This window comes from Sphingomonas sp. (assembly GCF_036402235.1).
Taxonomy (GTDB): Bacteria; Pseudomonadota; Alphaproteobacteria; order Sphingomonadales; family Sphingomonadaceae; genus Sphingomonas.
The window spans coordinates 42,683-65,838 of the sequence record NZ_DASWTG010000019.1; the positions used below are offsets into that span (position 1 = coordinate 42,683).

At 67.1% G+C, this 23,156-nt stretch carries 23 protein-coding genes and 3 tRNA genes; 19 read left to right on the forward strand and 7 right to left on the reverse strand.

The features are described from left to right. Positions 1-99: 99 nt before the first annotated feature. The 4 genes from VGD28_RS03275 (at position 100) to VGD28_RS03290 (ending at position 5,250) form a co-directional block, all read left to right on the forward strand. Positions 100-372, forward strand: a complete 273-nt coding sequence (locus VGD28_RS03275; RefSeq protein ID WP_066580003.1) for an HU family DNA-binding protein — start codon at positions 100-102, stop codon at positions 370-372. Between the two features lie 119 nt (positions 373-491). After that, positions 492-566 (forward strand) — tRNA-Val (locus VGD28_RS03280). 267 nt (positions 567-833) lie between these two features. Beyond that, positions 834-2,450, forward strand: a complete 1,617-nt coding sequence (locus VGD28_RS03285; protein WP_331026900.1) for a hypothetical protein — start codon at positions 834-836, stop codon at positions 2,448-2,450. Between the two features lie 103 nt (positions 2,451-2,553). After that, positions 2,554-5,250, forward strand: a complete 2,697-nt coding sequence (locus VGD28_RS03290) for a TonB-dependent receptor domain-containing protein (RefSeq protein ID WP_331026901.1) — start codon at positions 2,554-2,556, stop codon at positions 5,248-5,250. Positions 5,251-5,326: 76 nt separating this feature from the next. Here the strand turns inward: VGD28_RS03290 and VGD28_RS03295 are convergent, their stop codons facing one another. Beyond that, a complete protein-coding gene (locus VGD28_RS03295) occupies positions 5,327-5,971 on the reverse strand; it encodes a 2OG-Fe(II) oxygenase (protein ID WP_331026902.1) in 645 nt (214 codons plus the stop codon). 107 nt (positions 5,972-6,078) lie between these two features. Here VGD28_RS03295 and VGD28_RS03300 point away from each other — a divergent pair, with 107 nt between their 5' ends. The 5 genes from VGD28_RS03300 (at position 6,079) to VGD28_RS03320 (ending at position 9,002) form a co-directional block, all read left to right on the forward strand. Then, positions 6,079-7,125 carry a hypothetical protein gene (locus VGD28_RS03300; RefSeq protein ID WP_331026903.1) on the forward strand — a complete coding sequence of 349 codons (1,047 nt, stop codon included), beginning with the start codon at positions 6,079-6,081 and terminating at the stop codon, positions 7,123-7,125. Positions 7,126-7,163: 38 nt separating this feature from the next. Then, positions 7,164-7,240, forward strand: a tRNA-His gene (locus tag VGD28_RS03305). 104 nt (positions 7,241-7,344) lie between these two features. Next, the gene (locus tag VGD28_RS03310; protein WP_331026904.1) at positions 7,345-8,397 is read left to right on the forward strand and encodes a Leu/Phe/Val dehydrogenase; all 1,053 of its coding nucleotides are present in this window, start codon (positions 7,345-7,347) and stop codon (positions 8,395-8,397) included. A 50-nt stretch (positions 8,398-8,447) separates the two neighbouring features. After that, complete coding sequence (locus tag VGD28_RS03315) at positions 8,448-8,651, forward strand: hypothetical protein (protein WP_331026905.1); 204 nt, start codon at positions 8,448-8,450, stop codon at positions 8,649-8,651. Positions 8,652-8,708: 57 nt separating this feature from the next. Continuing rightward, complete coding sequence (locus tag VGD28_RS03320; protein WP_331026906.1) at positions 8,709-9,002, forward strand: dihydrofolate reductase family protein; 294 nt, start codon at positions 8,709-8,711, stop codon at positions 9,000-9,002. Between the two features lie 23 nt (positions 9,003-9,025). Here the strand turns inward: VGD28_RS03320 and VGD28_RS03325 are convergent. Then, positions 9,026-9,115, reverse strand: a tRNA-Ser gene (locus tag VGD28_RS03325). 106 nt (positions 9,116-9,221) lie between these two features. On the opposite strand from VGD28_RS03325, the gene VGD28_RS03330 reads away from it, so the two are divergent. From VGD28_RS03330 to mazG, 10 genes are all read left to right on the forward strand, one after another. Then, complete coding sequence (locus VGD28_RS03330; RefSeq protein ID WP_414714457.1) at positions 9,222-10,274, forward strand: lytic murein transglycosylase; 1,053 nt, start codon at positions 9,222-9,224, stop codon at positions 10,272-10,274. Further along, positions 10,258-11,109 carry an SPOR domain-containing protein gene (locus tag VGD28_RS03335; RefSeq protein ID WP_331026907.1) on the forward strand — a complete coding sequence of 284 codons (852 nt, stop codon included), beginning with the start codon at positions 10,258-10,260 and terminating at the stop codon, positions 11,107-11,109. Before VGD28_RS03330 ends, VGD28_RS03335 begins: the two co-directional genes overlap by 17 nt. 28 nt (positions 11,110-11,137) lie before the next feature. Beyond that, positions 11,138-12,325, forward strand: a complete 1,188-nt coding sequence (locus VGD28_RS03340) for a D-alanyl-D-alanine carboxypeptidase family protein (RefSeq protein ID WP_331026908.1) — start codon at positions 11,138-11,140, stop codon at positions 12,323-12,325. Next, positions 12,322-12,945: a dTMP kinase gene (gene tmk / locus VGD28_RS03345; protein WP_331026909.1), complete on the forward strand. Its 624-nt coding sequence runs from the start codon at positions 12,322-12,324 to the stop codon at positions 12,943-12,945. The genes VGD28_RS03340 and tmk overlap by 4 nt, the downstream gene beginning before the upstream one ends. Continuing rightward, on the forward strand, positions 12,942-13,925 hold the full coding sequence (locus tag VGD28_RS03350; protein ID WP_331026910.1) for an AAA family ATPase: 984 nt from the start codon (positions 12,942-12,944) through the stop codon (positions 13,923-13,925). Before tmk ends, VGD28_RS03350 begins: the two co-directional genes overlap by 4 nt. Before the next feature lie 164 nt (positions 13,926-14,089). Continuing rightward, positions 14,090-15,646, forward strand: a complete 1,557-nt coding sequence (metG, locus tag VGD28_RS03355) for a methionine--tRNA ligase (RefSeq protein ID WP_331026911.1) — start codon at positions 14,090-14,092, stop codon at positions 15,644-15,646. Further along, positions 15,643-16,422, forward strand: a complete 780-nt coding sequence (locus VGD28_RS03360) for a TatD family hydrolase (RefSeq protein WP_331026912.1) — start codon at positions 15,643-15,645, stop codon at positions 16,420-16,422. The genes metG and VGD28_RS03360 overlap by 4 nt, the downstream gene beginning before the upstream one ends. 9 nt (positions 16,423-16,431) lie before the next feature. Beyond that, a complete protein-coding gene (locus VGD28_RS03365; protein WP_331026913.1) occupies positions 16,432-17,196 on the forward strand; it encodes an MBL fold metallo-hydrolase in 765 nt (254 codons plus the stop codon). Next, positions 17,193-17,813, forward strand: a complete 621-nt coding sequence (locus VGD28_RS03370; RefSeq protein ID WP_331026914.1) for a retropepsin-like aspartic protease family protein — start codon at positions 17,193-17,195, stop codon at positions 17,811-17,813. The genes VGD28_RS03365 and VGD28_RS03370 overlap by 4 nt, the downstream gene beginning before the upstream one ends. A 67-nt stretch (positions 17,814-17,880) precedes the next feature. Beyond that, the gene (gene mazG, locus VGD28_RS03375; protein ID WP_331026915.1) at positions 17,881-18,645 is read left to right on the forward strand and encodes a nucleoside triphosphate pyrophosphohydrolase; all 765 of its coding nucleotides are present in this window, start codon (positions 17,881-17,883) and stop codon (positions 18,643-18,645) included. Between the two features lie 93 nt (positions 18,646-18,738). Here mazG and VGD28_RS03380 read toward each other — a convergent pair whose 3' ends face one another. The 5 genes from VGD28_RS03380 to VGD28_RS03400 form a co-directional block, all read right to left on the reverse strand. Next, on the reverse strand, positions 18,739-19,086 hold the full coding sequence (locus VGD28_RS03380) for a hypothetical protein (RefSeq protein WP_331026916.1): 348 nt from the start codon (positions 19,084-19,086) through the stop codon (positions 18,739-18,741). A 76-nt stretch (positions 19,087-19,162) separates the two neighbouring features. Next, complete coding sequence (locus VGD28_RS03385; protein ID WP_331026917.1) at positions 19,163-19,813, reverse strand: peptidylprolyl isomerase; 651 nt, start codon at positions 19,811-19,813, stop codon at positions 19,163-19,165. Continuing rightward, complete coding sequence (gene hflX, locus VGD28_RS03390; RefSeq protein ID WP_331026918.1) at positions 19,813-21,105, reverse strand: GTPase HflX; 1,293 nt, start codon at positions 21,103-21,105, stop codon at positions 19,813-19,815. The genes VGD28_RS03385 and hflX overlap by 1 nt, the downstream gene beginning before the upstream one ends. Before the next feature lie 20 nt (positions 21,106-21,125). Further along, positions 21,126-21,635 (reverse strand): RNA chaperone Hfq, encoded by a 510-nt coding sequence (hfq, locus tag VGD28_RS03395; RefSeq protein WP_414714461.1) that lies wholly within the window; start codon positions 21,633-21,635, stop codon positions 21,126-21,128. A 143-nt stretch (positions 21,636-21,778) separates the two neighbouring features. Beyond that, the gene (locus VGD28_RS03400; RefSeq protein ID WP_331026920.1) at positions 21,779-23,155 is read right to left on the reverse strand and encodes a sigma-54 dependent transcriptional regulator; all 1,377 of its coding nucleotides are present in this window, start codon (positions 23,153-23,155) and stop codon (positions 21,779-21,781) included. Between the last annotated feature and the right edge of the window lies 1 nt (position 23,156).

The window sequence follows — 23,156 nt, forward strand, 5'->3', positions numbered from 1 at the left end:
TTTACAGCGGGGGCGGGAGCCTGTTTGCTGCCCCACCGGCGTTACGGCGCCGCGAGTCTTCTCATCACATAGCCACAGAAAAGCAGGGGTTCTCAGGGCATGAACAAGCAGGAACTGATCGCGACGGTCGCTGACACCGCTGGCCTCAGCAAGGGCGATGCGAGCAAGGCCGTGGAAGCGGTTTTCGACGCGGTCACTACGGCGCTCAAGAAGGGGGACGAGGTTCGGCTCGTCGGTTTCGGCACCTTCTCGGTCTCGAAGCGCAAGGCATCGACCGGCCGCAACCCGCGTACGGGCGAGCCGATGCCGATCAAGGCCTCGTCGCAGCCCAAGTTCAAGGCCGGCAAGGGCCTGAAGGACGCGGTCAACTGATCTGACTGTTTCAGGCAGTGCAGGGCTGGACAAGCCCGCGCTGTCCTTCTAGAGGCACCGCTCCCCGGGCCACTCCGGGGTGTTCCGGTTCGCCGGAGCGGCCTGTCTCGACGGGTATCGGGCGCGTAGCTCAGTGGTAGAGCACTGTGTTCACACCGCAGGGGTCGCAAGTTCAATCCTTGCCGCGCCCACCACCCCAAAGACCCGCCGGGCCTCGCCTGGCGGGTTTTTCTTTGCCCGCGCGACGCCGCCTTCCACGGCAACTGCAACCCGATTTCACACCGGTGAAACAACCGTCACGAATCCGTAATATCAGAGTCACCGAACTTTCTCCGAAATCCCATCCGCGCGTCATCCGCCGCCCCTAGCGCGACCGGCGTGGTCGGCAGGGGGATGTCCGAGTCGATCCGGGGCGCATGCCCGAATCCTGACAGCCCGGGACCACCGGAACGGAGAATTTCATGGCCGACTTCAAGCGTTTCAGCCTCATCCTGATGACGAGCGTCGCCGGCGCCACATTGGCCGCTTGTGACGGCGCGTCGAGCGTCGCTTCGCCCGGGCCGGGCACGATCGTGATCCCGTCGCCCACCCCGACGCCTTCGCCGACCCCGGCTCCCTCGCCGACGCCGACGCCCACCGCATCCTTCGCCCAGACCGCGCAGAGCGGGATCACGGTCACGCTCGACGAGCAGCTTACCGTCTTCAACGCGGGCACCAACAACACCGTCGCGGGCTCGAGCCCGCTCAACGGCCTGATCCCGCAGGGCGCCGCCGCTTCGGTGACGCCGTTCAACGCCTCGACGCTCAACCCCTTCTTCGTGAACACCAGCTTCATCGGCGCGATCGGCGGTGCGGGCGACACGGCGTTCCAGAACTGGACCTGCAGTTCGAGCACGGCGAACTTCACCGGCACCGCAACGATCCCCGCGGCCAACAACTGCGTCACCTCGCTCGCGCGCAGCGCCGCGGCACCGGCGGCCAGCGCCTGCCCGGCAGGCACCACCGACGCGGGCACCAGCAGCAACTATCGCCTGTGCCGCCTTCCGGCGCTGATCTCGGGCACGGTCACGCTCGATCGCGTCGATGGCGTCGCCTATCAGATCAACGGCCGTGTCGATGTCGGCACCGATGTCGGCGCGACCGGCGCGGGTGGTGCGGCGGCGACGTTCAATGTCGGCGCCGGCGCGATCTTCGTCGCGAACAATGGTGATGCGGCGAACGACTTCCTCGTCGTCAACCGCGGCTCGAAGCTGAACGCGATCGGCACCGCCAGCGCGCCGATCATCTTCACCTCGACCCAGAACCTGTCCTCGACCGGCACCTCGGATTCGAGCCAGGGCCAGTGGGGCGGCATCATCCTCGCCGGCCGCGCGCCGATCTCGAACTGCTCGAGCGGCTCGAACGACGCGGGCGGCACCAGCACGACCTGCGAGAACGTGGTCGAGGGCACCGGCAATGCGCTGTACGGCGGCGCTGTCCAGAATGACAGCAGCGGCACCGTCCAATACGTCCAGATCCGCTATTCGGGCACCGAGATCAGCCTCGGCAACGAGCTTCAGGGCCTGACGCTCGGCGGCGTCGGCTCGGGCACCGTGATCGATCACGTCCAGGTCCACAACAGCTCGGATGACGGCATCGAGATCTTCGGCGGCACCAGCAACCTCAAGTATCTCGCGATCACCGGCGCGGATGACGACGGCCTGGATACCGATGTGGGCTGGCGCGGCTTCATCCAGTTCGCGATCGTGATCCAGAAGACGATCGGCGCGACCAGCGACTCCTTCTCGGCCGAGATCGACTCGAACGGCAACGAGGACTTCCTGCCGCGCCAGTTCGGCCGCCTCGCCAACTTCACCTTCATCCAGACGGCAGCCGCCCCGGCCGCGATCCGCCTGCGCGGCGGTGCGGACTACACCTTCGTCAACGGCATCGTGAAGTCGTCGGTCCCATGCCTCAACATCGTCGCGGGCACCGATGCCAACGGCGGCAAGTCGACCATCCGCGCGGCCAACGCCGCGATCCAGGAGGAAGGCCCGCCGAAGTTCAACTCGGTCTACTTCGCCTGCAACGGCGCCTGATCCGCGCCCTAGCACTCGACGGACACGTGCCGGGGCGGCGGTTCAATCCGCGGCCCCGGCACAAATCCAACAAGAACAGACACAAATTCCGGATCCCGCGACCATGACCAAGCGCCTCGCTTTTGGAACCTTGCTCCTCGTCTCGACCCAGCTGGTTTCGCCGGCCGCGCTGGCGCAGGATGCCTCCACGCCACCCGCCGCTCCGGCCCAGCAGCCGCAGGCCGAGCCGCAGCCGGAAGAAACCGTCGATGTCTCGGCCCCCGGCTTCGATGCCGATGCCGGCCAGGAGATCGTCGTCACCGGCCGCAACATCCCCAACGTGATCCGCGCGACGCCGCAGGTGATCTCGGTCCTGTCGGCCGAGGACATCGCCCGCACGGGTGAAGGCGACATCGCCGGCGCGCTCACCCGCGTCACCGGCCTCAGCGTCGTCGGCAACGGCTTCGTCTTCGTGCGCGGCCTGGGCGACCGCTACTCCTCCTCGATGCTCAACGGCTCGCCGCTGCCTTCGCCTGAGCCGCTCAAGCGCACCGTTCCGCTCGACATCTTCCCGACCACCATCGTCGGCTCGGCGCTGGTCCAGAAGACCTATTCGGTGAACTATCCCGGCGAATTCGGCGGCGGCGTGATCAACCTCACGACTCGCGCGGTGCCGGAAGAAAGCTTCATCCAGTTCGGCGGATCGGTGGCGTTCGACACCGTCAGCACCAGCGAGCTCGGCTATGTCTATGACGGCGGCCGGCTCGATACGCTGGGCTACGATACCGGCGAGCGCGACGTTCCCGGCTTCATCCGCGACGGCGGCCTCACTCAGCCGAGCTTCACCTCGGCGCAGATCGCGACGCTCACCAACGCGCAGACCACGCTGGTCGAGGCGAATTACCATCTTCCGCCCAACTGGAGCGGCGACCTCAACCTCGGCCACACGGTCGATGTCGGCTCGGTGCGTCTCGGCGTGATCGCGTCGGCCAGCGTCAGCAACAGCTTCCGCACCCGCGACGCGACCCAGCAGGACACGACCGACACCAACGGCGCGCTGCGCAGCGATTTTCGCACCGTGCTGACCGATAACCGCGCGGTGGTGAACGGCCTGCTCGGCTTCGGCGCCGAGTTCGGCGAGCACAAGGTTCGCTGGACCAACGTCTATATCCACGACACGCTGAAGCAGGCCCGGATGGGCGCGGCGACGGTCTATCCCAACAGCAACGGCGACCAGGTGCTCCAGCAGAACACCAGCTGGTTCGAGCGGCAGCTGCTCAACACGCAGCTCGCGGGTGAGTTCAAGTTCGACGACCTGTCGGTCGACCTGCGCGGCAGCTACGCCAAGACGGAGCGCAACGCCCCGTACGAGCGCTATTTCAGCTATCGCTTCGACCAGACCGCCGCGGGCGGGCAGGGCGCCTGGGTCAACAGCCTCAACGGCCTTGGCGAAGCGGCGACGATCGCGTTCAGCGAGCTCAACGAGGAGCTGTGGAGCGGCCAGGCGGACGTCGCCTACAAGCTCCCCACCGCACGCCCGATCACCATCTCGGCCGGCTATTTCTACAGCGACACGCAGCGCGAATCGTTCCGCTACGACTTCCGCTATCGCTCGTATCTCGGCGGGAGCATCTCGGCGCCGTGGAGCTATCTGCGCCCCGACCTGCTGCTCTCCTACGACGGCATCATGAATGCCTGCGCCAACCCGGCGGGTGACGGCTGCATCCGGCTGTTCAACGTCTCGGGCGCGGACGGCGCCGCGGCCTATGACGCCAAGCTGCGCATCCATGCCGGCTATCTGCAGGCCGAGGGCGAGCTTGCCGACGGTCTGCGCGCCACGGTCGGCGTCCGCTACGAAGACGCCCGGCAGACGGTGACCACCAGCTCGGCACAGTTCGTCGGCACCACCATCGCCAACGATTACTGGCTGCCCGCCGCCACGGTGACGTGGAACTTCGCGCCCGACATGCAGCTGCGTCTGCACGGATCGAAGACCATCGCCCGCCCGCAGTTCCGCGAGCTGGCGCCGCAGGTCTATCGCGACTTCGAATCGGACCGCCTGTTCTTCGGCAACCCGCAGCTGCGCGACTCGGAGCTCAAGAATTTCGAAGCGCGCTACGAATGGTTCATGCCCAAGGGGCAGCGCATCACGCTCGCGGGCTTCTACAAGGACATCAAGAACCCGACCGAGCAGGTCGCGTTCTTCCCGACCAACGAATCGCCGCTGCAGACCGGCTTCTCCTACGCGCCCTCGGCGAAGCTCTACGGCGCCGAGTTCGAGGCGGTGAAGTACATCCCGCTCGACACGCTGGGCGACGGGTTCTTTGCGACCCGCCGCCTGATGCTGTCGCTCAACTACACCTACACCCAGTCGGAGATTCAGGCCGACGACACGCTGGTGCCGAGCCCGATCCAGAACGGCAGCGGCACCCCGGTTCTGCTCCCCGCCAACCTGATCTTCCGGGACGGCGCGCCGCTGACGGGCCAGTCGGATCACCTCGTCAACTTCCAGTTCGGCATCGAGGACACCGAATCGCTCTCGCAGCTGACCGTTCTGCTCAACTATGCGAGCGAGCGCGTGACCAACCGCGGCCCCAACCTGCTGCCCGACATCATCGAGAAACCCGGCTTCCGGCTCGATGTCGTCGCGCGTCAGGGCGTCAAGGTGCTGGGCGGCGAGTTCGAGCTCAAGTTCGAGGGCCGCAACCTCACCGGCACGCGCTACAACGAGTATCAGGACTTCGGCGACAACGGGCTGGTCCATATCAACCGCTACCGGCTGGGCCGGGTGTTCAGCATCGGCGCCAGCGCGAAGTTCTGACGCGAGATTCTGGCCGGTCTCCGGTCAGGACAAAAGGGGGAAGTCCCGGTCGCTCACCGATGCGGCCGGGGCTTTTTCATCCCCAGGGGCGCTCGCGAAACCATTTGGTGATGACGTATTTCAGCCCCGCGCGCACCTTCATCGCATGGTGCAGCGTGGTGGGGTTGGGCGTGCCGTCGGGCCGCAAATTGCTCCATGCGAGCAGCTTGCCGGTCTCGGGCTGGACGATCTTGTCGATCGCCTTGAAGCGCGTCGCGCCGCCGGCCTCGACCTCGTTGAGATAGATCATCACCGTCCAGGTGCGCTGCCCCGCGACCGAGCAGAATTTCTCGAAGTCGATACCGGTCGGCTCGAAATAGTCGGTATGCGCCTTGAACTCCTGCCCGACCTCGTAGCGCTGCCCCTGCAGCGGCTCGCCATGCGCGGGGTCGAGCCCGGTGAACGCGGCGATCCGCCGGTCCACTTCCTGCGTCGCGGCAAGGTCGCTCGACAGGTCGCAGGTCTCGCTGGTCCGGAAGACGGGGTCGCCATTATAGTCGGAAATCAGCGAGGGGCGCCGGTTCTCGTCGATCAGCGCCATCAGCTCGGTGCACAGCTCCGGCTCCAGGAAGCTCTTGCGCACGAACAGCGTGAGCTTGGGGCTGGGCACTTTCTGGATGCCGGGCTGGGCCGACAGCCGCTCGATGACCGGTTCAATGGGGTAGCCTGATGATGCGATCATGCGGGCTAGATGCCAGAAGGACGAGCACGCCGCCAGCTGCGGAAGTTGTCGCCGAACTGTCATCAAAACGCAGCTCATTTGTCATTTGCACGCCATAGCAGCGACACATGACAACGGTTCCCGCACTCGAAGAGCTGATCGGCACCGCGGCGCGCGACGGCGCGACGGCGCTGCACCTTCATCTCGACGGCAGCCGGGTCGCCGTCCTGACGCGGCAGGGGCGGGGGCTCGCGCCGCTCGGCCGGTTCGAGGTGACGCCGCCCTGGCTTGACGGGGCCCACGCGCATCCGGGCGCGGCGCGGATGGACGACCGGATCGTCATCCGTATCGATGCGCACGGCGTGACCCGCGATGCGCTCGCAGAGCTCGGCATGCCCGGGGGGATGCGCCAACAGCTGCGTGCCGCACTCGGCCAGCCGGGCGGAGCGGTGCTCGCGGTCGCGCCTTCGCCTGCGCATCGCCGCAGCCTCGCCGAAGCACTCGCCGTGCCTGCAGGCTATGCGCCGTGGATTACCGGGGAGCGGCATGCGATTGAGGCGGCGGCGCCGATGGATTGCGATGCGATTCTGATCGAGGATCTGGCGGACCGCGCAGCCGCAGCGTCTGCCCTCGACCTCGCACGCTCCGGCCAACGCATTATCATCACCGCCGCCGCGATCAGCGCGGTGGCCGTGATCGAGCAGCTCCGCGCGCTTAAGGTCGAGCGGCACCTGCTCGGTGCCGCGCTGCGCGCTGCCGTCGCGATGCACCCCGCGCCGCGACTGTGCCCCGATTGCCGGCTTCCGGTGCAGGCCCGCACGTCCGAATCGGCGCTGCTCGGGATTGATCCGGGCACCGTGATCTATCGCCCGGCCGGTTGCGGCGCGTGCGACGGCACGGGCTATGCCGGCGTTGCGCAGATATTCGAGGCGGTCGCGGTGGACGGCCCGCTCCACGGGTTGCTCGCCAAGGGCGCCGACGCCGCGCTGCTCGCGCGACACGCCTTCCTCGCCGCGCCGACGCTCGCCGCCTCCGCTCGTACGCTCGCGCGGGAAGGCGTCATCACCGCGGATGAGGCGATTCGCATCGCGCGGGCCAGCGCCATCGGCGTTGCCGCGGGCGCCGGCCATCCTCATATCTTGGCTTCCGCGACAGTCAGACCGAGTTTGGCTTGACGTTCGGCCCATCGTGCCGCTAAGCGCGCCGCTCCACGGCGATCGTAGTTCAATTGGTTAGAGCACCGGCTTGTGATGCCGGGGGTTGCGGGTTCAAGTCCCGTCGATCGCCCCATTTCTCCAAGGTTATACCGCAGCTTCACATTAGGGCTGGCGCTCCGGCGCACGGAACAATATTACGCGCTTCGGAAATTTTGTTAGCGTCGATGGAGAGGCGTAATGAGCGCGGTCTGGGATCTTCCCGATTTTGACGAGCACGAGGGCGTGCACCTGATCTGCGATCCGCAGAGCGGGCTCAAGGCGGTGATCGCGATCCACTCGACCAAGCTCGGCCCGGCGGCAGGCGGCGTTCGCTTCTGGCACTATGCAGAGAGCGGTGCGGCGGTCACCGACGCCCTCCGCCTGTCGCGCGGCATGTCGTTCAAGAACGCGATGGCCGGGCTTCCGCTCGGCGGGGGCAAGGGCGTCGTCCTTGCTCCCGAGCGTGGCGCGACGATCAGCGAGGCGCAACTGCTTGCGTTCGGCGATGCCGTCGAATCGCTCGGCGGCCGTTACGTCACCGCCGAGGATGTCGGCATGTCCGAGGACCGGATGAAGGTCATCGCGACCCGCACCCGCCACGTCTCCGGCCTGCCGGTCGAGGGCGGCGAGGCGGGCGGCGATCCCGGCCCGTTCACCGCGCTCGGCATCTATCTGGGCGTCAAGGCCGCGGCCAGGCGCGCGCTCGGGACCGATTCGATGGCGGGCGTGCATGTCGCGGTGCAGGGCGTCGGCAGCGTCGGCGGGGGCCTGGCGCGTCGCCTCGCCGCCGATGGCGCCAAGCTGACGCTGGCAGACGTCAATGCCGACAGGGCCGCGGCGCTGGCGAAGGAGTTGGGTGCCGATACCGTCGCGGCCGACGCGATCCTGCGCGTGTCGGCCGACATCGTCAGCCCCAACGCGCTCGGCGCGATCCTGACCGAGGAATCGATCGCCGCGCTTGACTGCAAGGTCGTCGCGGGCGGCGCCAACAACCAGCTCGCCACGCGCGCCGACGGTGACCGCGTCCACGCCCGCGGCATCCTCTACGCGCCCGATTACGTGATCAACGCCGGCGGCATCATCAATGTCGGCCTGGAGTATCTCGGCCAGGGCAACCGCGCCGAGGTCGAAGCCCGCATCGCGAAGATCCCGGAACGCCTCAACGAGGTGTGGGACGAGAGCGAGCGCACGGGTGCGCCGGCGAGCGAGGTCGCGGACACGATCGCGAAGCGGCTGATCGGGCGAGGCTGACCGGCGCCTTCCACTTTCCGCGCCCCAAGCTTCCGACTATCGAGGTAGCCTTGGTGCCGAGGTCTGACGGCACGGCGAAGCTCGTCTTCGGAATGAACCTGTCCCTCGACGGCTATGTCGACCATGACCATGAGGCATTCACGCCCGATCCTCTGCTCTTCCGCCACTGGATCGATCATATGCGCGGCTTGACTGGCAGCGTGTACGGTCGCCGCATGTACGAGATCATGCTGTTGGGACGAAGACGATCCTGAGCGGAGCGCGGAGCACCGCGCGTTCGCCCAGCGCGGCGAAGACAGCCGAAATGGGTCGTGTCCCGCTCGCTGAAGTCGGTCGGCCCCAACGCTACGTTGCTTGCGAGCGGCATGGAGGCGACGGCGCGTGATCTGAAGGACCGGCTCGGCGGGGAGATCGCGGTTTCCGGACCGGAGCTTGCGGCAACCCTGACCAACCTTGGCCTGATCGACGAGTACCGGCTCTATTTCCGCCCGATCGTGCTTGGTCACGGCAAGCCGTTCTTCGCCGGCTCTCGGCCGCGCCTCCGCTTCGTTTCCACCGACCTCGTTGACGAGGACACCGTCAGGCTGACTTACGTCCCTGCCTGATTTGCGCGGAGATCAGGCGCAACTGGCGGAAGGGGTGGGATTCGAACCCACGGTGAGCTTGCACCCACGGCGGTTTTCAAGACCGCTGCCTTAAACCACTCGGCCACCCTTCCGCGCTGGTCAGCGCCTTTGGGCGTTCGGCGTGTTTTCTGCAAGAGGCCTGCGATTTCGTTGCGCTGGGGGGTTCATGCCCGCGAAACGCTGTGGCACAGATGCCGGATGCGGGATTTTCAGGGCCTTGTACGGCGTATCTTTGTGCTGGGGACGGTGGTTGCGGCGTGTACGCTCGCGAACGCCCCGGCGGTGGCTCAGGACGAAGCGGGGTTCCAGGCCTATATCCATGGCCCGCTCCGCCAGCAGGCGCTGCGCGAGGGCGTCAGCGCCCGCACGCTCGACGCGGTGCTGCCCTCGCTCAGCTACAATGCCCGCGTGGTCGAGCTCGACCGCGATCAGCCCGGCGGCACCAACCCCAATGCCCCGATCCCCAACTTCGCGCCCTACAAGGCGCGCCATGTCGATGCCGCGCGCATCAACCGCGGCCGCGCCACCTATCGCCGCCTGCGTCCGCAGCTCGCGCGGGTCGAGCGCGAGACCGGCGTTCCCGAATCGATCATGGTCGCGATCTTCGGGCATGAGACCAACTACGGCAGCTACACCGGCGATTTCGATCTGCCGCGCAGCCTCGCCACGCTCGCTTATGAAGGACGCCGCCGCGCGCTGTTCGCGGGCGAGTTCATCGCGACGATGAAGATGGTCGATCGCGGCGTGCCGCGCGATCGGCTCAGGGGCAGCTGGGCCGGCGCGTTCGGTTATCCGCAGTTCCTGCCCTCGGTCTATCTGCGCCTCGCGCGCGATGGCGACGGCGATGGCGTGGCGAACATCTGGTCGAACGAGGCCGACACGCTTGCCTCGATCGCCAACTATTTCGTCAATGCCGGTTGGCGGCCGGGCCAGCCCTGGGGCGTCGCGGTCAACGTGCCCTCGGGCTTCAACCGCGCCGCGATCGCCAACCGCACCCGCTCGCCGCGCTGCGGCCGCGTGTTCGAGCGGCACTCGGGCTGGAAGACGATGGCCGAATGGCGCGCGCTGGGCATCGTCCCGCAATCGGGAAGCTGGCCGGCCGATCATGTCCAGGCGACTCTGCTCGAGCCCGACGGTCCCGGTCGCACCGCCTATCTGCTCACCGGCAATTACCGCGTGATCCTCGACTATAACTGCTCGAATTTCTATGCGCTGTCCGTGGGGTTGCTCGCCGATGAAGTCGCAAACTAGCCTTGTCCTGCTGCTGCTCGCCGCCACCGGCGCGGGTGCGGCGCAGCGTCTGGAGGAACTGCCGCCCGCCACGCTTGAGCAGGGCGCTCCGTCGCCTAGCACCGCGCCTCAGGGCTCGTCGCAGTTGCGTCCCGGCGAGGCGCGCTTCGACCGGGTCGGCCGCGCGACGCTGACCGAAGGGGAGGGCGTCTTTGCGCTCAGCGGCGAACTGGCGGCGGGCAGCTTCGCCGAGGTGACGGCGCTCGACAGCGGCAAGACGATCCTGGTCCAGGTGCGCGGGCAGGGGGACGGGCTGATCGCGCTTTCGGGCAGCGCTGCGGCCCAGCTCGGGGTCGCCGGGAGTGCACCTGTGCGCGTCCGGCGCGTCACCGTCACTCCCCAGGATTCCGCATTGCTTTCCGGGGGACAGGCAGCCCCGACGCGCGCAGACGCGCCGCAGGCTTTGCTCGTCGGCCTCCGGCGTATGCTCGCGGAGCAGGCACCCGTTCCGGCACCGGCAAGGCCCGCGCCGCCGCGCGTGGTCAAGGCTCCGCCTGCCAAGCCGCAGCCTGCCAGGCCCGAGCCGGCCAAGGCCCAACCCCTGCCCGCAAGAGGTCAACCCGCTCCCGCCAAGCCCACCGGCGCTGCCCGCGGCCTGATGGTTCAGGTCGCCGCGCTCTCCAATGCCCAGCGCGCGCGCTCGCTCGCCAGCCAGCTTGGCGGTACGGTGCGCAGCGCCGGCAACATCCACCGCGTCCAGCTCGGCCCATTTGCCGACCGGGCCGCCGCCGAACGCGCGCGTGCGGATGCCGCCAAACGCGGCTATGGCGATGCGCGCATCCTTTCCAATCCCTGACCTCGAACCTCCGGACCCAAAAGAGCCCATGAAGACGTTCCTGCTTTCCGCCGCTGCCCTCGCAATCGTCATCGCGCCCACTTCGGCACAGAATGCGGGTGCGCCGACCGTACAGACCCCGACGTTCGAGACCGTGGCGCCGGTGGCGTTCATGGAGGATCTGTCGTCGGGCGCGGTGCTCTACGCCAAGGACGCCGACCGGCGCATGCCGCCCGCTTCGATGGCGAAGATGATGACCGCCTATGTCGCGTTCGATCTGATCAAGCAGGGCAAGCTCAAGCTCGACCAGATGGTCGATGTCCGGCCGGAGACATGGCGGAAATGGCACGGCCCTGCAGCGGGTTCGACCATGTTCCTGTCGCCTGGTCAGAAGGTCAGCGTCGAGAATCTGCTCAACGGCATCGTCGTCGTATCAGGCAACGACGCCTGCGTCGTGCTCGCCGAGGCGGTGGCGGGGACCGAGGAAGCGTTCGTCAACCTGATGAACCAGAAGGCGGCGGAGCTTGGCCTCAAGAACAGCCGGTTCGGCACCTCGAACGGCTGGCCGGACGAGGGCCGCACCTATGTGACAGCGCGCGACCTCGCTCATCTCGCCAAGGCGACGATCTCCAACCATCCCGATCTCTACAAGCGCTTCTACTCGCGTGAGAGCTTCACTTTCGGCACCACCATGGGCGGCGCACCGATCACCCAGGCCAACCGCGATCCGCTGCTCGGCCGCGTCAAGGGCGCTGATGGCCTCAAGACCGGGCATACCGAGGAGGCCGGCTATGGCTTCACCGGCTCGGCGCAGCAGAATGGCCGCCGCATCGTCATGGTCGTCGCTGGCCTCACCAGCTTCAACCAGCGCATCGAGGAATCGGTCAAGTTCATGGACTGGGGCTTCCGTGCCTGGTCGTCGCAGAAGGTGGTGAGCAAGGGCCGCAAGGTCGATGCCGCGCAGGTCCAGCTCGGCGATGCGTCCGAGGTCGGCCTGGTCGCCCCGCGCGACCTCTCGGTGGCGATCCCCGCCGGCACCAGCCCGCAGTTCAAGGCCACCGTGGTCTATCAGGGGCCGATCAAGGCGCCGATCAAGGCCGGTGCGCATGTCGCCGATCTCGTCATCACCGCGCCGGGCCTGCCCGAGCAGCGCATGCCGCTGGTCGCGGAGAGCGATATCGGCGAGGCGGGCTTCTTCGGCCGTGTCTGGGCTGGCCTCATGTCGTTCTTCGCGTGAGCGGCCGCTTCCTCAGCCTCGAGGGCGGGGAGGGCGCCGGCAAATCGACCCAGGCGCGCCTGCTGGCGGAGGCGCTGGAGGTGCGCGGCATCCATGTGGTACTGACGCGCGAGCCGGGGGGCACGGAGGGGGCGGAGGCGATCCGCGATCTGCTGATGCAGGGCGCGGTCAACCGCTGGAGCGCGCATGCCGAGGCGTTGCTGTTCGCCGCCGCGCGCGCCGACCATGTCGAGAAGCTGATCCGTCCCGCGGTCGAATCCGGCAGCTGGGTGATCTGCGACCGCTACATCGACTCGACCCGTGCCTATCAAGGCGTGCAGGACATCGACGATGCCGCGATCCTCGCGCTGCACGGCTTCGGGTCGAAGGGGTTGCTGCCCGATCGCACCTTCTTCCTCGACCTGCCCGAAGGGGCAGCGGCCGAGCGTGCGCATGCTCGCGACGGCGGGGTGCACGACCGGTTCGGCGCGCGCGGGCCGGACTTCCACGCCGCGGTCGCCGCGCAGTTCCGCCGCATCGCCGCGGCGGAGCCGGAGCGCGTGCGCGTGATCGATGCCTCGCGCGAGAAAAGTAACGTCACGGCGTCACTTCTCGATGCGCTCGCCGACCTGCTGCCATGACGTCACTTGCCGGGAATGCCGCGGCAAAGGCCGCGTTCCGGGCAGCCCTCTCCGGCGCTCAGCTTCACCATGCCTGGCTGTTCGCTGGCCCGGAAGGCGTCGGCAAGGCGAGTTTCGCGCGACAGGCGGCGATGCGGATGCTGGCCGAAGCATCCGGGAAGGGCGAGTTTGGCGGCGACTTCGACGTGCCCGAGGATCATCCCACCCGCCGGATGATCGAGGCGGGGGCGCATCCCGACTATCGCGTGATGGAGCGGTTGCCCAAGGATCCCGACAAGCCCGGCGAGAACCTCGCCCGATCGATCCCGATCGCGCAGGTGCGCGGCCTCAACCCGATGTTCGCGACCAAGCCGAGCATGTCGCCGCGCCGTGTGGTGGTGATCGACGCGATCGATGATGTCGAGCGCCCCGGCGCCGCCAACGCGCTGCTCAAGAATCTCGAGGAGCCGCCCGAGGGAACGATCTTCCTGCTCGTCAGCCACTCGCCGGGTCGGTTGCTCCCGACGATCCGCTCGCGCTGCCGCTTGCTTCGCTTCGATCCGCTGAGCGATGCCGAGGTCGCCTCGGTCCTCCGGGCCGAACTGCCCGAAGCCAGCGCGACCGAGATCGATGCGCTGGTCCGTGCCGGCGGCGGATCGCCCGGCAAGGCGCTCGGCTTTGCCGGGCTTGACCTCGCCACGCTCGATACCGAGATGTCGGCGATCGCAACTCGGGGGGATCCCGACAACGCGATCCGCTCGCGCCTGGCGAAGACGCTGGGCCCGAAGGCCGCGCAGCCGCGCTACGAGGCGTTCCTGGCCCGTGTCCCCGCCTTCATTGCTGCCGAGGCCCGGAGCAAGCAGGGAAGGGCGCTTACCGACGCGCTCGCCGCCTATGAGCAGGCCTCCCTGCTCGGCCCGCTCGCGCTCGCCCAGTCGCTCGACGCGCAGGCGACCGTGTTCGAGATGGGCGGCATCCTCGCGCGGCTGGCGGTGCGCTGATCCCGTTCGCGCATCGCTACCCACATCCGTTCGCCCTGGCCTTGTCGAAGGGCTGTTCTTGGTCCCGGCGGAGAAAGGGCAGTGCGTCGACAAGCTCAGCACGAACGATGTTTTGGCAATCTGTCGCCCTTCAAACGAGCGCGCGCTTGCTCTAGAGCGCCGGCATGGCCGAACCTTACTACATCACCACCGCGATCCATTACCCCAACGGCAAGCCGCATATCGGCCATGCCTATGAGATGATCGCCGCCGACGCGATCGCCCGGTTCCAGCGTCAGGCGGGGCGCGATGTGCGCTTCATGACGGGCACCGACGAGCATGGCCTGAAAATGGCGCAGACCGCGCGGGCCCGCGACTTGACCGCGCGTCAGCTCGCTGACGAAATGTCAGCGTATTTCAGTGATATGGCGCGCGATCTGAATATCTCTTATGATCGCTTCATTCGTACCAGCGATGCCGATCACTATGCCGCCAGCCAGGCGATCTGGAAGGCGATGGAGGCCAATGGCGACCTCTATCTCGACCGCTATGAGGGCTGGTATTCGGTCCGCGACGAGGCCTTCTACGAAGAGAAGGAACTGACCGAGGGGGAAGGGGGCGTCAAGCTCTCGCCCCAGGGCACGCCCGTGGAATGGACCGCCGAGGAGACCTGGTTCTTCCGCCTCTCCGGATATCAACAGAAATTGCTCGATCTCTACGCCGCGCAACCGGACTTCATCCGGCCTGAGCGTTCACGCAACGAGATCGTCAAGTTCGTCGAGGGTGGGCTGGTCGACCTGTCGATCTCGCGCACCAGCTTCGACTGGGGCGTGCCGGTGCCGGATTCGCCCGGCCACGTCATGTATGTCTGGGTCGATGCGCTGACCAACTACCTCACCGGCATCGGCTATCCCGACGCCGGCAGCGCGCTCGCGCATTACTGGCCTGCGAACCTGCATTTGATCGGCAAGGACATCACGCGCTTCCACGCCGTCTACTGGCCGGCCTTCCTGATGTCCGCCGGGATCGCGTTGCCCAAACAGGTATTCGCGCACGGCTTCATCCTCAACCGGGGTGAGAAGATGTCGAAATCGACCGGCAATGTGGTCGATCCGATGGAGCTGGCACGCCTCTACGGCGTCGAATCGCTGCGCTATTTCCTGCTGCGTGAGGTCGTGTTCGGCAATGACGGCAGCTTCAGCGACGAAGCGATCGTCACCCGCGCCAATGCCGATCTCGCCAATAGCTTCGGTAATCTCGCCCAGCGCACGCTCGCCTTCATCGCCAAGAATCTGGGGGGCGAGCTGCCCGGCAATGGTCGTAGCGAGGCTGCGGATGCCGAACTGCTGATCGCCGTAACCGACGCCGGGCGCGAGTTCCGCGACGCGTTCGAGCAACTTGCGCTGGGGCAGGCGCTCGAGGAGTGGATGCGGGCAGTGTTCGCCTGCAACCAGTATATCGACGCGCAGGCCCCCTGGGCGCTGCGCAAGACCGATCCCGAGCGCATGCACGCCGTGCTCGGCACGCTGGTCCGCGCGATCCGCGACCTCGCCATCCTCGTCCTCCCGGTGATCCCGGAATCCGCCGGCAAGATCCTCGATCAGTTGGGGCAGCGGGCGCGCGACCACGCCGCGCTCGATGACAAGGGCTGGTATGACGCGCTGACGGCGTCGGGATTCCGCCTCGCGCCGCCGACCGGCGTGTTCCCGCGGCTCGAACTGGCGGCGGAACCTACGGCATGAGGCTCGCCGACAGCCATTGCCACCTGAACTACAAGGGGCTGGGCGAGCAGCAGCTCGAAGTGCTGGCGCGCGCCCGCGAAAGCGGCGTGGTGGCGATGCTCAACATCGCGACGCGCGAGCGCGAGTGGGACGAGGTGCTGGCCACCGCCGAGCGTGAGGCGGACGTCTGGGCCACCGTCGGCATCCATCCGCACGAGGCGGACGAGCATCCGCATATCGACACCGCCAAGCTCGTCGCCCGCGCGAAGCATCCGCGCGTGGTCGGTATCGGCGAGACCGGGCTCGACTACTATTACGACCATAGCGACCGCGTGCAGCAGCAGGCGAGCTTTCGCGCGCACATTGCCGCAAGCCGCGAAACCGGCCTCCCGCTGATCGTCCATACCCGCGATGCCGAAGAGGACACTGCGAATATCCTCGCAGACGAGATGGGTAAGGGTGCCTATCCCGGCGTGATCCACTGCTTCACCGCCAGCGGTGCGTTCGCTGACAAGGTGATGGAGCTGGGGTTCTACATCTCGATCTCGGGCATCGTCACCTTCAAGAACGCCCGCGATCTGCAGGAAACCGCCGCGCGCCTTCCGCTCGGCCGCCTGCTGATCGAGACCGACGCGCCCTTTCTTGCGCCCGTGCCGCATCGGGGCAAGACCGGCGAGCCGGCCTTCGTCGCCGACACCTGCCGCTTCCTCGCGCAGCTGAGGGGCGAGGACGCCGAGGAACTGGCCGAAGCGACCCGCGCCAACTTCCACAAATTGTTCGCGAAAACGCTGGCGTAGGGGCGGGGCGTGAAGATCCGCATCCTGGGATCCGGCACTTCGTCGGGCGTTCCGCGGATCGGCAATGACTGGGGCAGCTGCGACCCGGCGGAACCGCGCAACCGCCGCACCCGCGCGTCGATTCTGGTCGAGAGTGCGACCACGCGCATCCTGGTCGATACCAGCCCCGACATGCGCGAGCAGCTGCTCGCCGCGGATGTCGCGGATGTCGATGCGGTGATCTGGACGCATGATCATGCCGACCACACGCACGGCATCGACGATCTGCGTCAGCTGATGCATGCCCGCGGCGAACCGGTGCGGGGCTATGCGCCGCCCGCCACGATCGCCGGCCTCACGGCGCGCTTCCGCTATGTGTTCGAGGGCGGGGGGCCGTACCGTGCGACCGCGACGATCGCGCCGCTGGCGGACGGGATGACGATCGGCGATATCCGGGTGCGCACGGTGGATCAGCCGCATGGCGGCATCACATCGGCTGGCCTGCGCTTCGAGCAGGATAAGAAGTCGGTTGGCTATGCAACTGATTTCAGTGATTTTACACCGGATATGGAGCGTCTCTACGCGGGCCTCGATCTGTGGATCGCCGATGCATTGCGGCGCGAGCCGCATCCGACGCACCCACATCTTGCACAAACGCTCGCATGGGCGCGCAAATGCCGTGCGCAGCGCACCGTCCTCGTGCATATGGACAAGACGATGGACTATCGAACGCTGATCGCTGAGCTGCCCAACGGCGTGGAGCCGGGCCATGACGGCATGGAGATCGTGGTTTGAGCGAGACCCAGATCCTGCAGCTCGTCGGACTGCTCGGCTTCCTCGTGCTGGTGCTCGGCTCGCTCAGCATCCGCAACCTTCGGGTCGGGTTCATTCTCAAGACCGTGATCGGCTGGGCGGTGATTGCGGGCCTGATCTATCTTGTCGTGGTCAACCGCCATATGATCATGGATCAACTCAACACGATTGGCGCGCGCATCGGCATTTCGGAAGAGCCGCAGGTCGCTGAAGGAGAGACGATCCGCATCCAGCTATCGCCCGACGGTCATTTCTGGGCGCGTGCCAGCATCAACGGCGTCGAGCGGCGCATGCTGATCGACAGCGGCGCGACCGTCAGCGCGATCAGCGAAGGCACCGCGCAGGCCGCCGGCATCGATTACGCGCGCGGCATGCCGGTGAGCGTGTCGACCGCCAACGGTACGGTCGAGGCGCGCCGCGCCCGTGCGCAGCGGGTCGAGGTCGGCCCACTGGGCACCGACGATCTCACCGTGTTCGTCGCGTCCAGCTTCGGTGATCTCGACGTGCTCGGCATGAATTTCCTGTCGCGGCTCAAATCCTGGCGCGTGGAAGGGAATGTCCTGATCCTCGAACCGCAGCCTCGCACCACAACGACCTAGATAGTCAATTTAACATAATGTATATTATCGGACTTTCGCAATGAGCGATCGGGAAGCTCCCCCCGCTATGGACATCGCTGCGATCGAGCCCCCCGGCATCGAGCGGCTGATGGCGATCATGGCGCGGTTGCGCGATCCCGTGACCGGCTGCGAATGGGATACCGTCCAGACCTTTGAGACGATCGCGCCGTACACGATCGAGGAAGCCTATGAGGTCGCCGACGCGATCGCGCGCAACGACATGGCCGATCTCAGGGATGAGCTTGGCGACCTGCTGCTCCAGGTGATCTTCCACAGCCGCATGGCGCAGGAAGCCGGTCATTTCGACCTGTCCGGCGTCATCGCCAATATCTGCGACAAGATGGAGCGCCGGCATCCGCACATCTTCCTCGGCGCGGCGGAGGGCGGCCATCACCTCTGGGAACAAATCAAGGCCGCGGAACGGGGGAGCAAGGGGGCGGAGGGCGCACTCGACGGGGTCGCGATCGGCCTCCCCGCCCTGCTCCGCGCGGAAAAGCTCCAGAAGCGCGCCGCGCGCACCGGCTTCGACTGGCCCGATCCGTCGGGCGCCCGCGCCAAGATCGACGAGGAACTGGCGGAGGTCGAGGCCGCGGCCAACGACGCCGCGCGTGCCGAGGAGATCGGAGACCTGCTCTTCGCGATGGTCAACTGGTCGCGCAAGCTCGGCGTCGATCCCGAAGCCGCATTGCGCGCCGCCAACGCCAAGTTCGAGACCCGCTTCCGTGCGATGGAGGCCGCGGCGGGCGATGGGTTCGCGTCGCTTGATCTCGACGCCCAGGAGGCGCTCTGGCAGCAGGCCAAGCAGGGTTAGGCTTTTCACCTCATCCTATGGATGGGCCGAACTGATACGCTATGTCCGGGATCCCGCGGGCAACAAGGTTGCCGCGGCGTGCCGTAGCGAAAGCTAGGCCGGAACCGCCGCGCCCGGCTCCACCGCCATCAGCGCGCCGGCATATTTTTCGGCCTTGGGATCGAACAGCTTGCTGATCGTGAAGCTGCGCTCGGTCAGCGCCAGATTCTTGAGGCCGTCGATCTTGAAGGTGCCGATCTTCTCCTCGCGCGGGATCACGAAATCGCGCGAGATGACCTGCGCATCGATATAGAGCGCATCGCCACGGGCATAGAGAATGTGCGGCGCCAACACCATGCGCGTGCGATTGTAGACGGCGTTCAGGCACAACTGCCTGACGATCCCCTCCAGCACAATCGGCGTCGGGTTGGCCGGCGAGTCGGCTCCGTTAGCGTTATCCATGGAAACAATCTGGCGACGATGTTGCGTTGCAGCAAGTGGGGAATCGTCCGGACGGTCGGAAAAACCGTCCGCGGGCCTATTTCTTGTGCCAGGGGAGCGCGATCAGCCAGCTCTTGGGCCGTCCGCTCGGCTTGGCCGTGCCGTTGAGCCGCTCCGCGCGGATGATCCTGACCGGCTTGAGAATCATCTGCCCGCGCATCACGCCCCTGCCCCCGCCGCTGGGCATCGCCAGCATCCGCCGCACCACGTCCATCCCGCCGATCACCTTGCCGAATGCGGCGAAGCCGGGCGTGTTGGGCCGCGCATCGAGCGACGGATTGTCGCCCACCATGATCGAGAAATTGCCGTTCGCTGAATCGGGATCGGCCCCGTGCGCCATCGAGATGGTGCCGTCGAGGTGCTTGATCCCCGTGCGGCTGGTCGGCTCGAGCGGCAGCGCGGGAAGGATCCGCCTTGCATCGGTGCCGATCCCACCCTGGACGAAGCCTAGCTTCGGATTGCTCGCGCGGCGCGCGGTGCGATAGAATTGAGTACCCTCCAGCCGTCCGTCATCGACGTACAGCATGAAGTTCGCGACCGTCTTGGGTGCGCGCCGGGCATTGAGCGCCAGTGTGATGTTCCCCGCAGACGTGACCAGCCGGACCCGAACGGTCGCGGGTTCCGGCGGCGGCGCGGCGGACACAAGGAAAAACGCTGCGCATGAAAGAAAAGCACGACGATCCAGCATTATACGCCGCGAACCTCGAACCTCTCATAATCCTTGGGCGCCATCCGGACCTCATAGACGGCGTGCTCGCCGTCCATCCAGTGCTCGACGACATCGCCATGCTGGTGCAACCATGCCGCGCCCGCCCCGTCACTGGGATCCAGCCGGACGGTATAGCGCCGGTGTCCCTGGGTCAGCAGCCCGGCAACCTTGCCGATCAATGCGTCGACCCCTTCCCCGCTCAGCGCCGACACCGCGATCACATCGTCGCGCTTGTCGGCCTCGGCGAGCACCGCATCGCGCTGCTCGGCATCGAGCAGGTCGAGCTTGTTCCAGGCCTCGAACCGCGGGGTCGCGGGATCGACGCCGATCTCCTTCAGCACCGTCTCGACATCATCCTTCTGCGCTTGCGTGTCTGGATGCGCGATGTCCCGGATATGGATCAGCAGATCGGCCGACACCACTTCCTCCAGCGTCGCCTTGAACGCCGCGACGAGCTGGGTCGGCAGCTCCGACACGAAGCCCACCGTATCCGACAGGATCGCCTTGTCGATCCCCGGGAGCGAGATCTGCCGCAGCGTCGGATCGAGCGTCGCGAACAGCAGATTCTCCGCCATGACGTCCGCGCCGGTCAGGCGGTTGAACAGCGTGGATTTGCCGGCGTTGGTGTAGCCGACCAGCGCGATCACCGGCCAGGGCGCGCGCTGGCGGCGCCCGCGGTGCAGCCCGCGCGTCCGGCTCACCGAATCGAGCTCGCGCCGCAGCCGCGCCATGCGGTCGCGGATCAGCCGGCGGTCGGCCTCGATCTGCGTCTCGCCGGGGCCGCCCAGGAAGCCGAAGCCGCCACGCTGGCGCTCGAGATGAGTCCAGCTGCGCACAAGCCGGCCCGCCTGATAGTCGAGATGGGCGAGCTCGACCTGCAGCCGGCCCTCGGCCGTCCGCGCGCGCTCGCCGAAGATCTCGAGGATCAGGCCGGTGCGGTCGATCACCTTGCAACCGAGGGCAGTCTCGAGGTTGCGCTGCTGCACCGGGGTCAGCGCCGCATCGAACACCGCCAGCCCCAACTCGGCATCGCGCACCGTCTCGGCCAGCGCATCGACCTGGCCCGATCCGATCAGCGTGCCTGGCTTGGGCGCGCGGATGCGCAGCGCGACACGCTCGACCACCTCGATCCCGATCGCGAGCGCGAGGCCGGCGGTTTCCTCCAGCCGCGCCTCGGCGTCGCGCGTGCTGCCGCCAAGGTCGGGATAGACGACCACGGCGCGCGCGCCCCGCGCGAACTCGTCCGAATCGCGATCGAAACCGGTACTCATCGATTCAGGCGTTTCGCCTCTCAGCCTTCCTCGCCGTCATCGGCCAGGTTCAGCGGATGCGCGGGCTGAATGGTCGATACCGCGTGCTTGTAGACCAGCTGATAGACCCCGTCGCGCTGGAGCAGCATGCAGAACAGGTCGAACGCCGCGATCCCGCCCTGCAGCATCACGCCATTGACCAGGAACATCGTGACGCTTTCCTGCTGGCGCTTGACCGCGTTCAGGAAAATCTCCTGCAGGACCGGGTTCTTGGAGGCGTTCTCAGGCACCGCGTCGACGATCGACGCGACATCGACCGCGCCTGAGGGCATGATCGTCGAGATCGCATGCTTGTAGATGAGCTGCGACTGGCCGTCGCGGCGCAGCAGCACGGAGAAATTGTCGAACCAGGTGACGATCCCCTGGAGCTTCACGCCCTTGACCAGGAACATCGTGACGGGGGTCTTGGATTTGCGGAGTGCGTTCAGGAACAGGTCCTGGAGCGAGGTCTGCTTGTCGGCCATATTTGCGGCTTCCACTGTTCTTGGCAGGATTTTTCCCGCGAGAGCGCCGTTTCCCGGCGTCGGAGACGCGCCACCCGCGGCGCGTGGCGGCAATGTAGGCGGTCGCCGGGGGAAGGTCCATAGGCCCTCCCCGTGCATTCATGCTACTTTTCGGGGGACCCGGCGCACGCCTATTCCTCGCGCTCTTCGTGGATGCCCAGCAGCTTCAGCTTCCGGTGCAGCGCCGATCGCTCCATCCCGATGAAGTGCGCGGTGCGCGAGATGTTGCCCGAGAAGCGCCGGATCTGGATGCGCAGATATTCGCGCTCGAACGTTTCGCGTGCCTCCTTGAGCGGTGCGCCCATCATCGCGGTGGCGCCGGCGCCGTCGCTTTCCCCGTTGCGGCGGCCAAGTACTTCGGTGGGCAGCAGGTCGATGTCGATCCGCCCGATCCGGTCGCCCGGCGCGAGGATCACCGTCGCCTCGACCACATTGCGCAACTGGCGGACATTGCCCGGCCATTCATAGCTCTGCAGCGCGACCATCGCGTCCGCCGCCACTTCCGGCGTCGGCACGCGGCGCTCGGCCGCATAATGCGCCACGAAATGGTCGACCAGCGACGGAATGTCCTCGCGTCGCTCGGTCAGCGGCGGGATCGCCACGGGCACGACGTTGAGCCGGTAGAACAGGTCCTCGCGGAAGCGTCCCTCGGCGATCTCGGCCATCAGGTCGCGCGCGGTGGCGGAGACGACGCGGACGTCCACCTTCACCTGCCGCTGTCCGCCGACGCGGTTGAATTTCTGCTCGGTCAGCACGCGCAGGATGCGACCCTGCGTCGCCATCGGCATATCGGCGATCTCGTCCAGGAACAGCGTGCCGCCATGGGCCTGCTCGAGCAGCCCGGGATGGACCAGGTCGCCGTCCTCGACGCCGAAAAGCTCCTCCTCAACGCGCTCGGGCGTCATCCGCGCGGCGCTCACGATCACGAACGGGCCGGCGGCGCGATTGCTCCACTCGTGCAGCAGGCGCGCGGCCACCTCCTTGCCCGTGCCCGGGCCACCGGTGATCATCACCCGGCTGCCGGTCGCGGCCACGCGCTTCAGCGTCGCGCGCACGCCGTTGATCGATCCGGAGGTGCCGGTCAGGTCGGTCTCGCGCCCCACGCTCGCGCGCAGCGACGCCACCTCGCGCCGCAGCCGTTCGGTTTCGGTCGCGCGCTCGACCAGTAGCAGCAGCCGCTCGGCCTCGAACGGCTTCTCAATGAAATCGCTCGCCCCGCGCCGGATCGCCGCCACCGCGGTGTCGAGATTGCCATGGCCCGAGATCACCAGCACGGGGATCGAGGAATCGCGCCGCTTGATCTCGTCGAGCAGCTCCAGCCCGTCGAGCCGCGAGCCCTGCAGCCACACGTCGAGCAGCACCAGGCTCGGCCGCCGCTCTGCGATCGCCTCGAGCGCCGAATCACTGTCGGCGGCGCCGCGCGTCTCATAGCCCTCGTCCTCAAGCACGCCCGCGACCAGCTCGCGAATGTCGCGCTCGTCATCGACGACCAGAATGTCCAAGCTCATA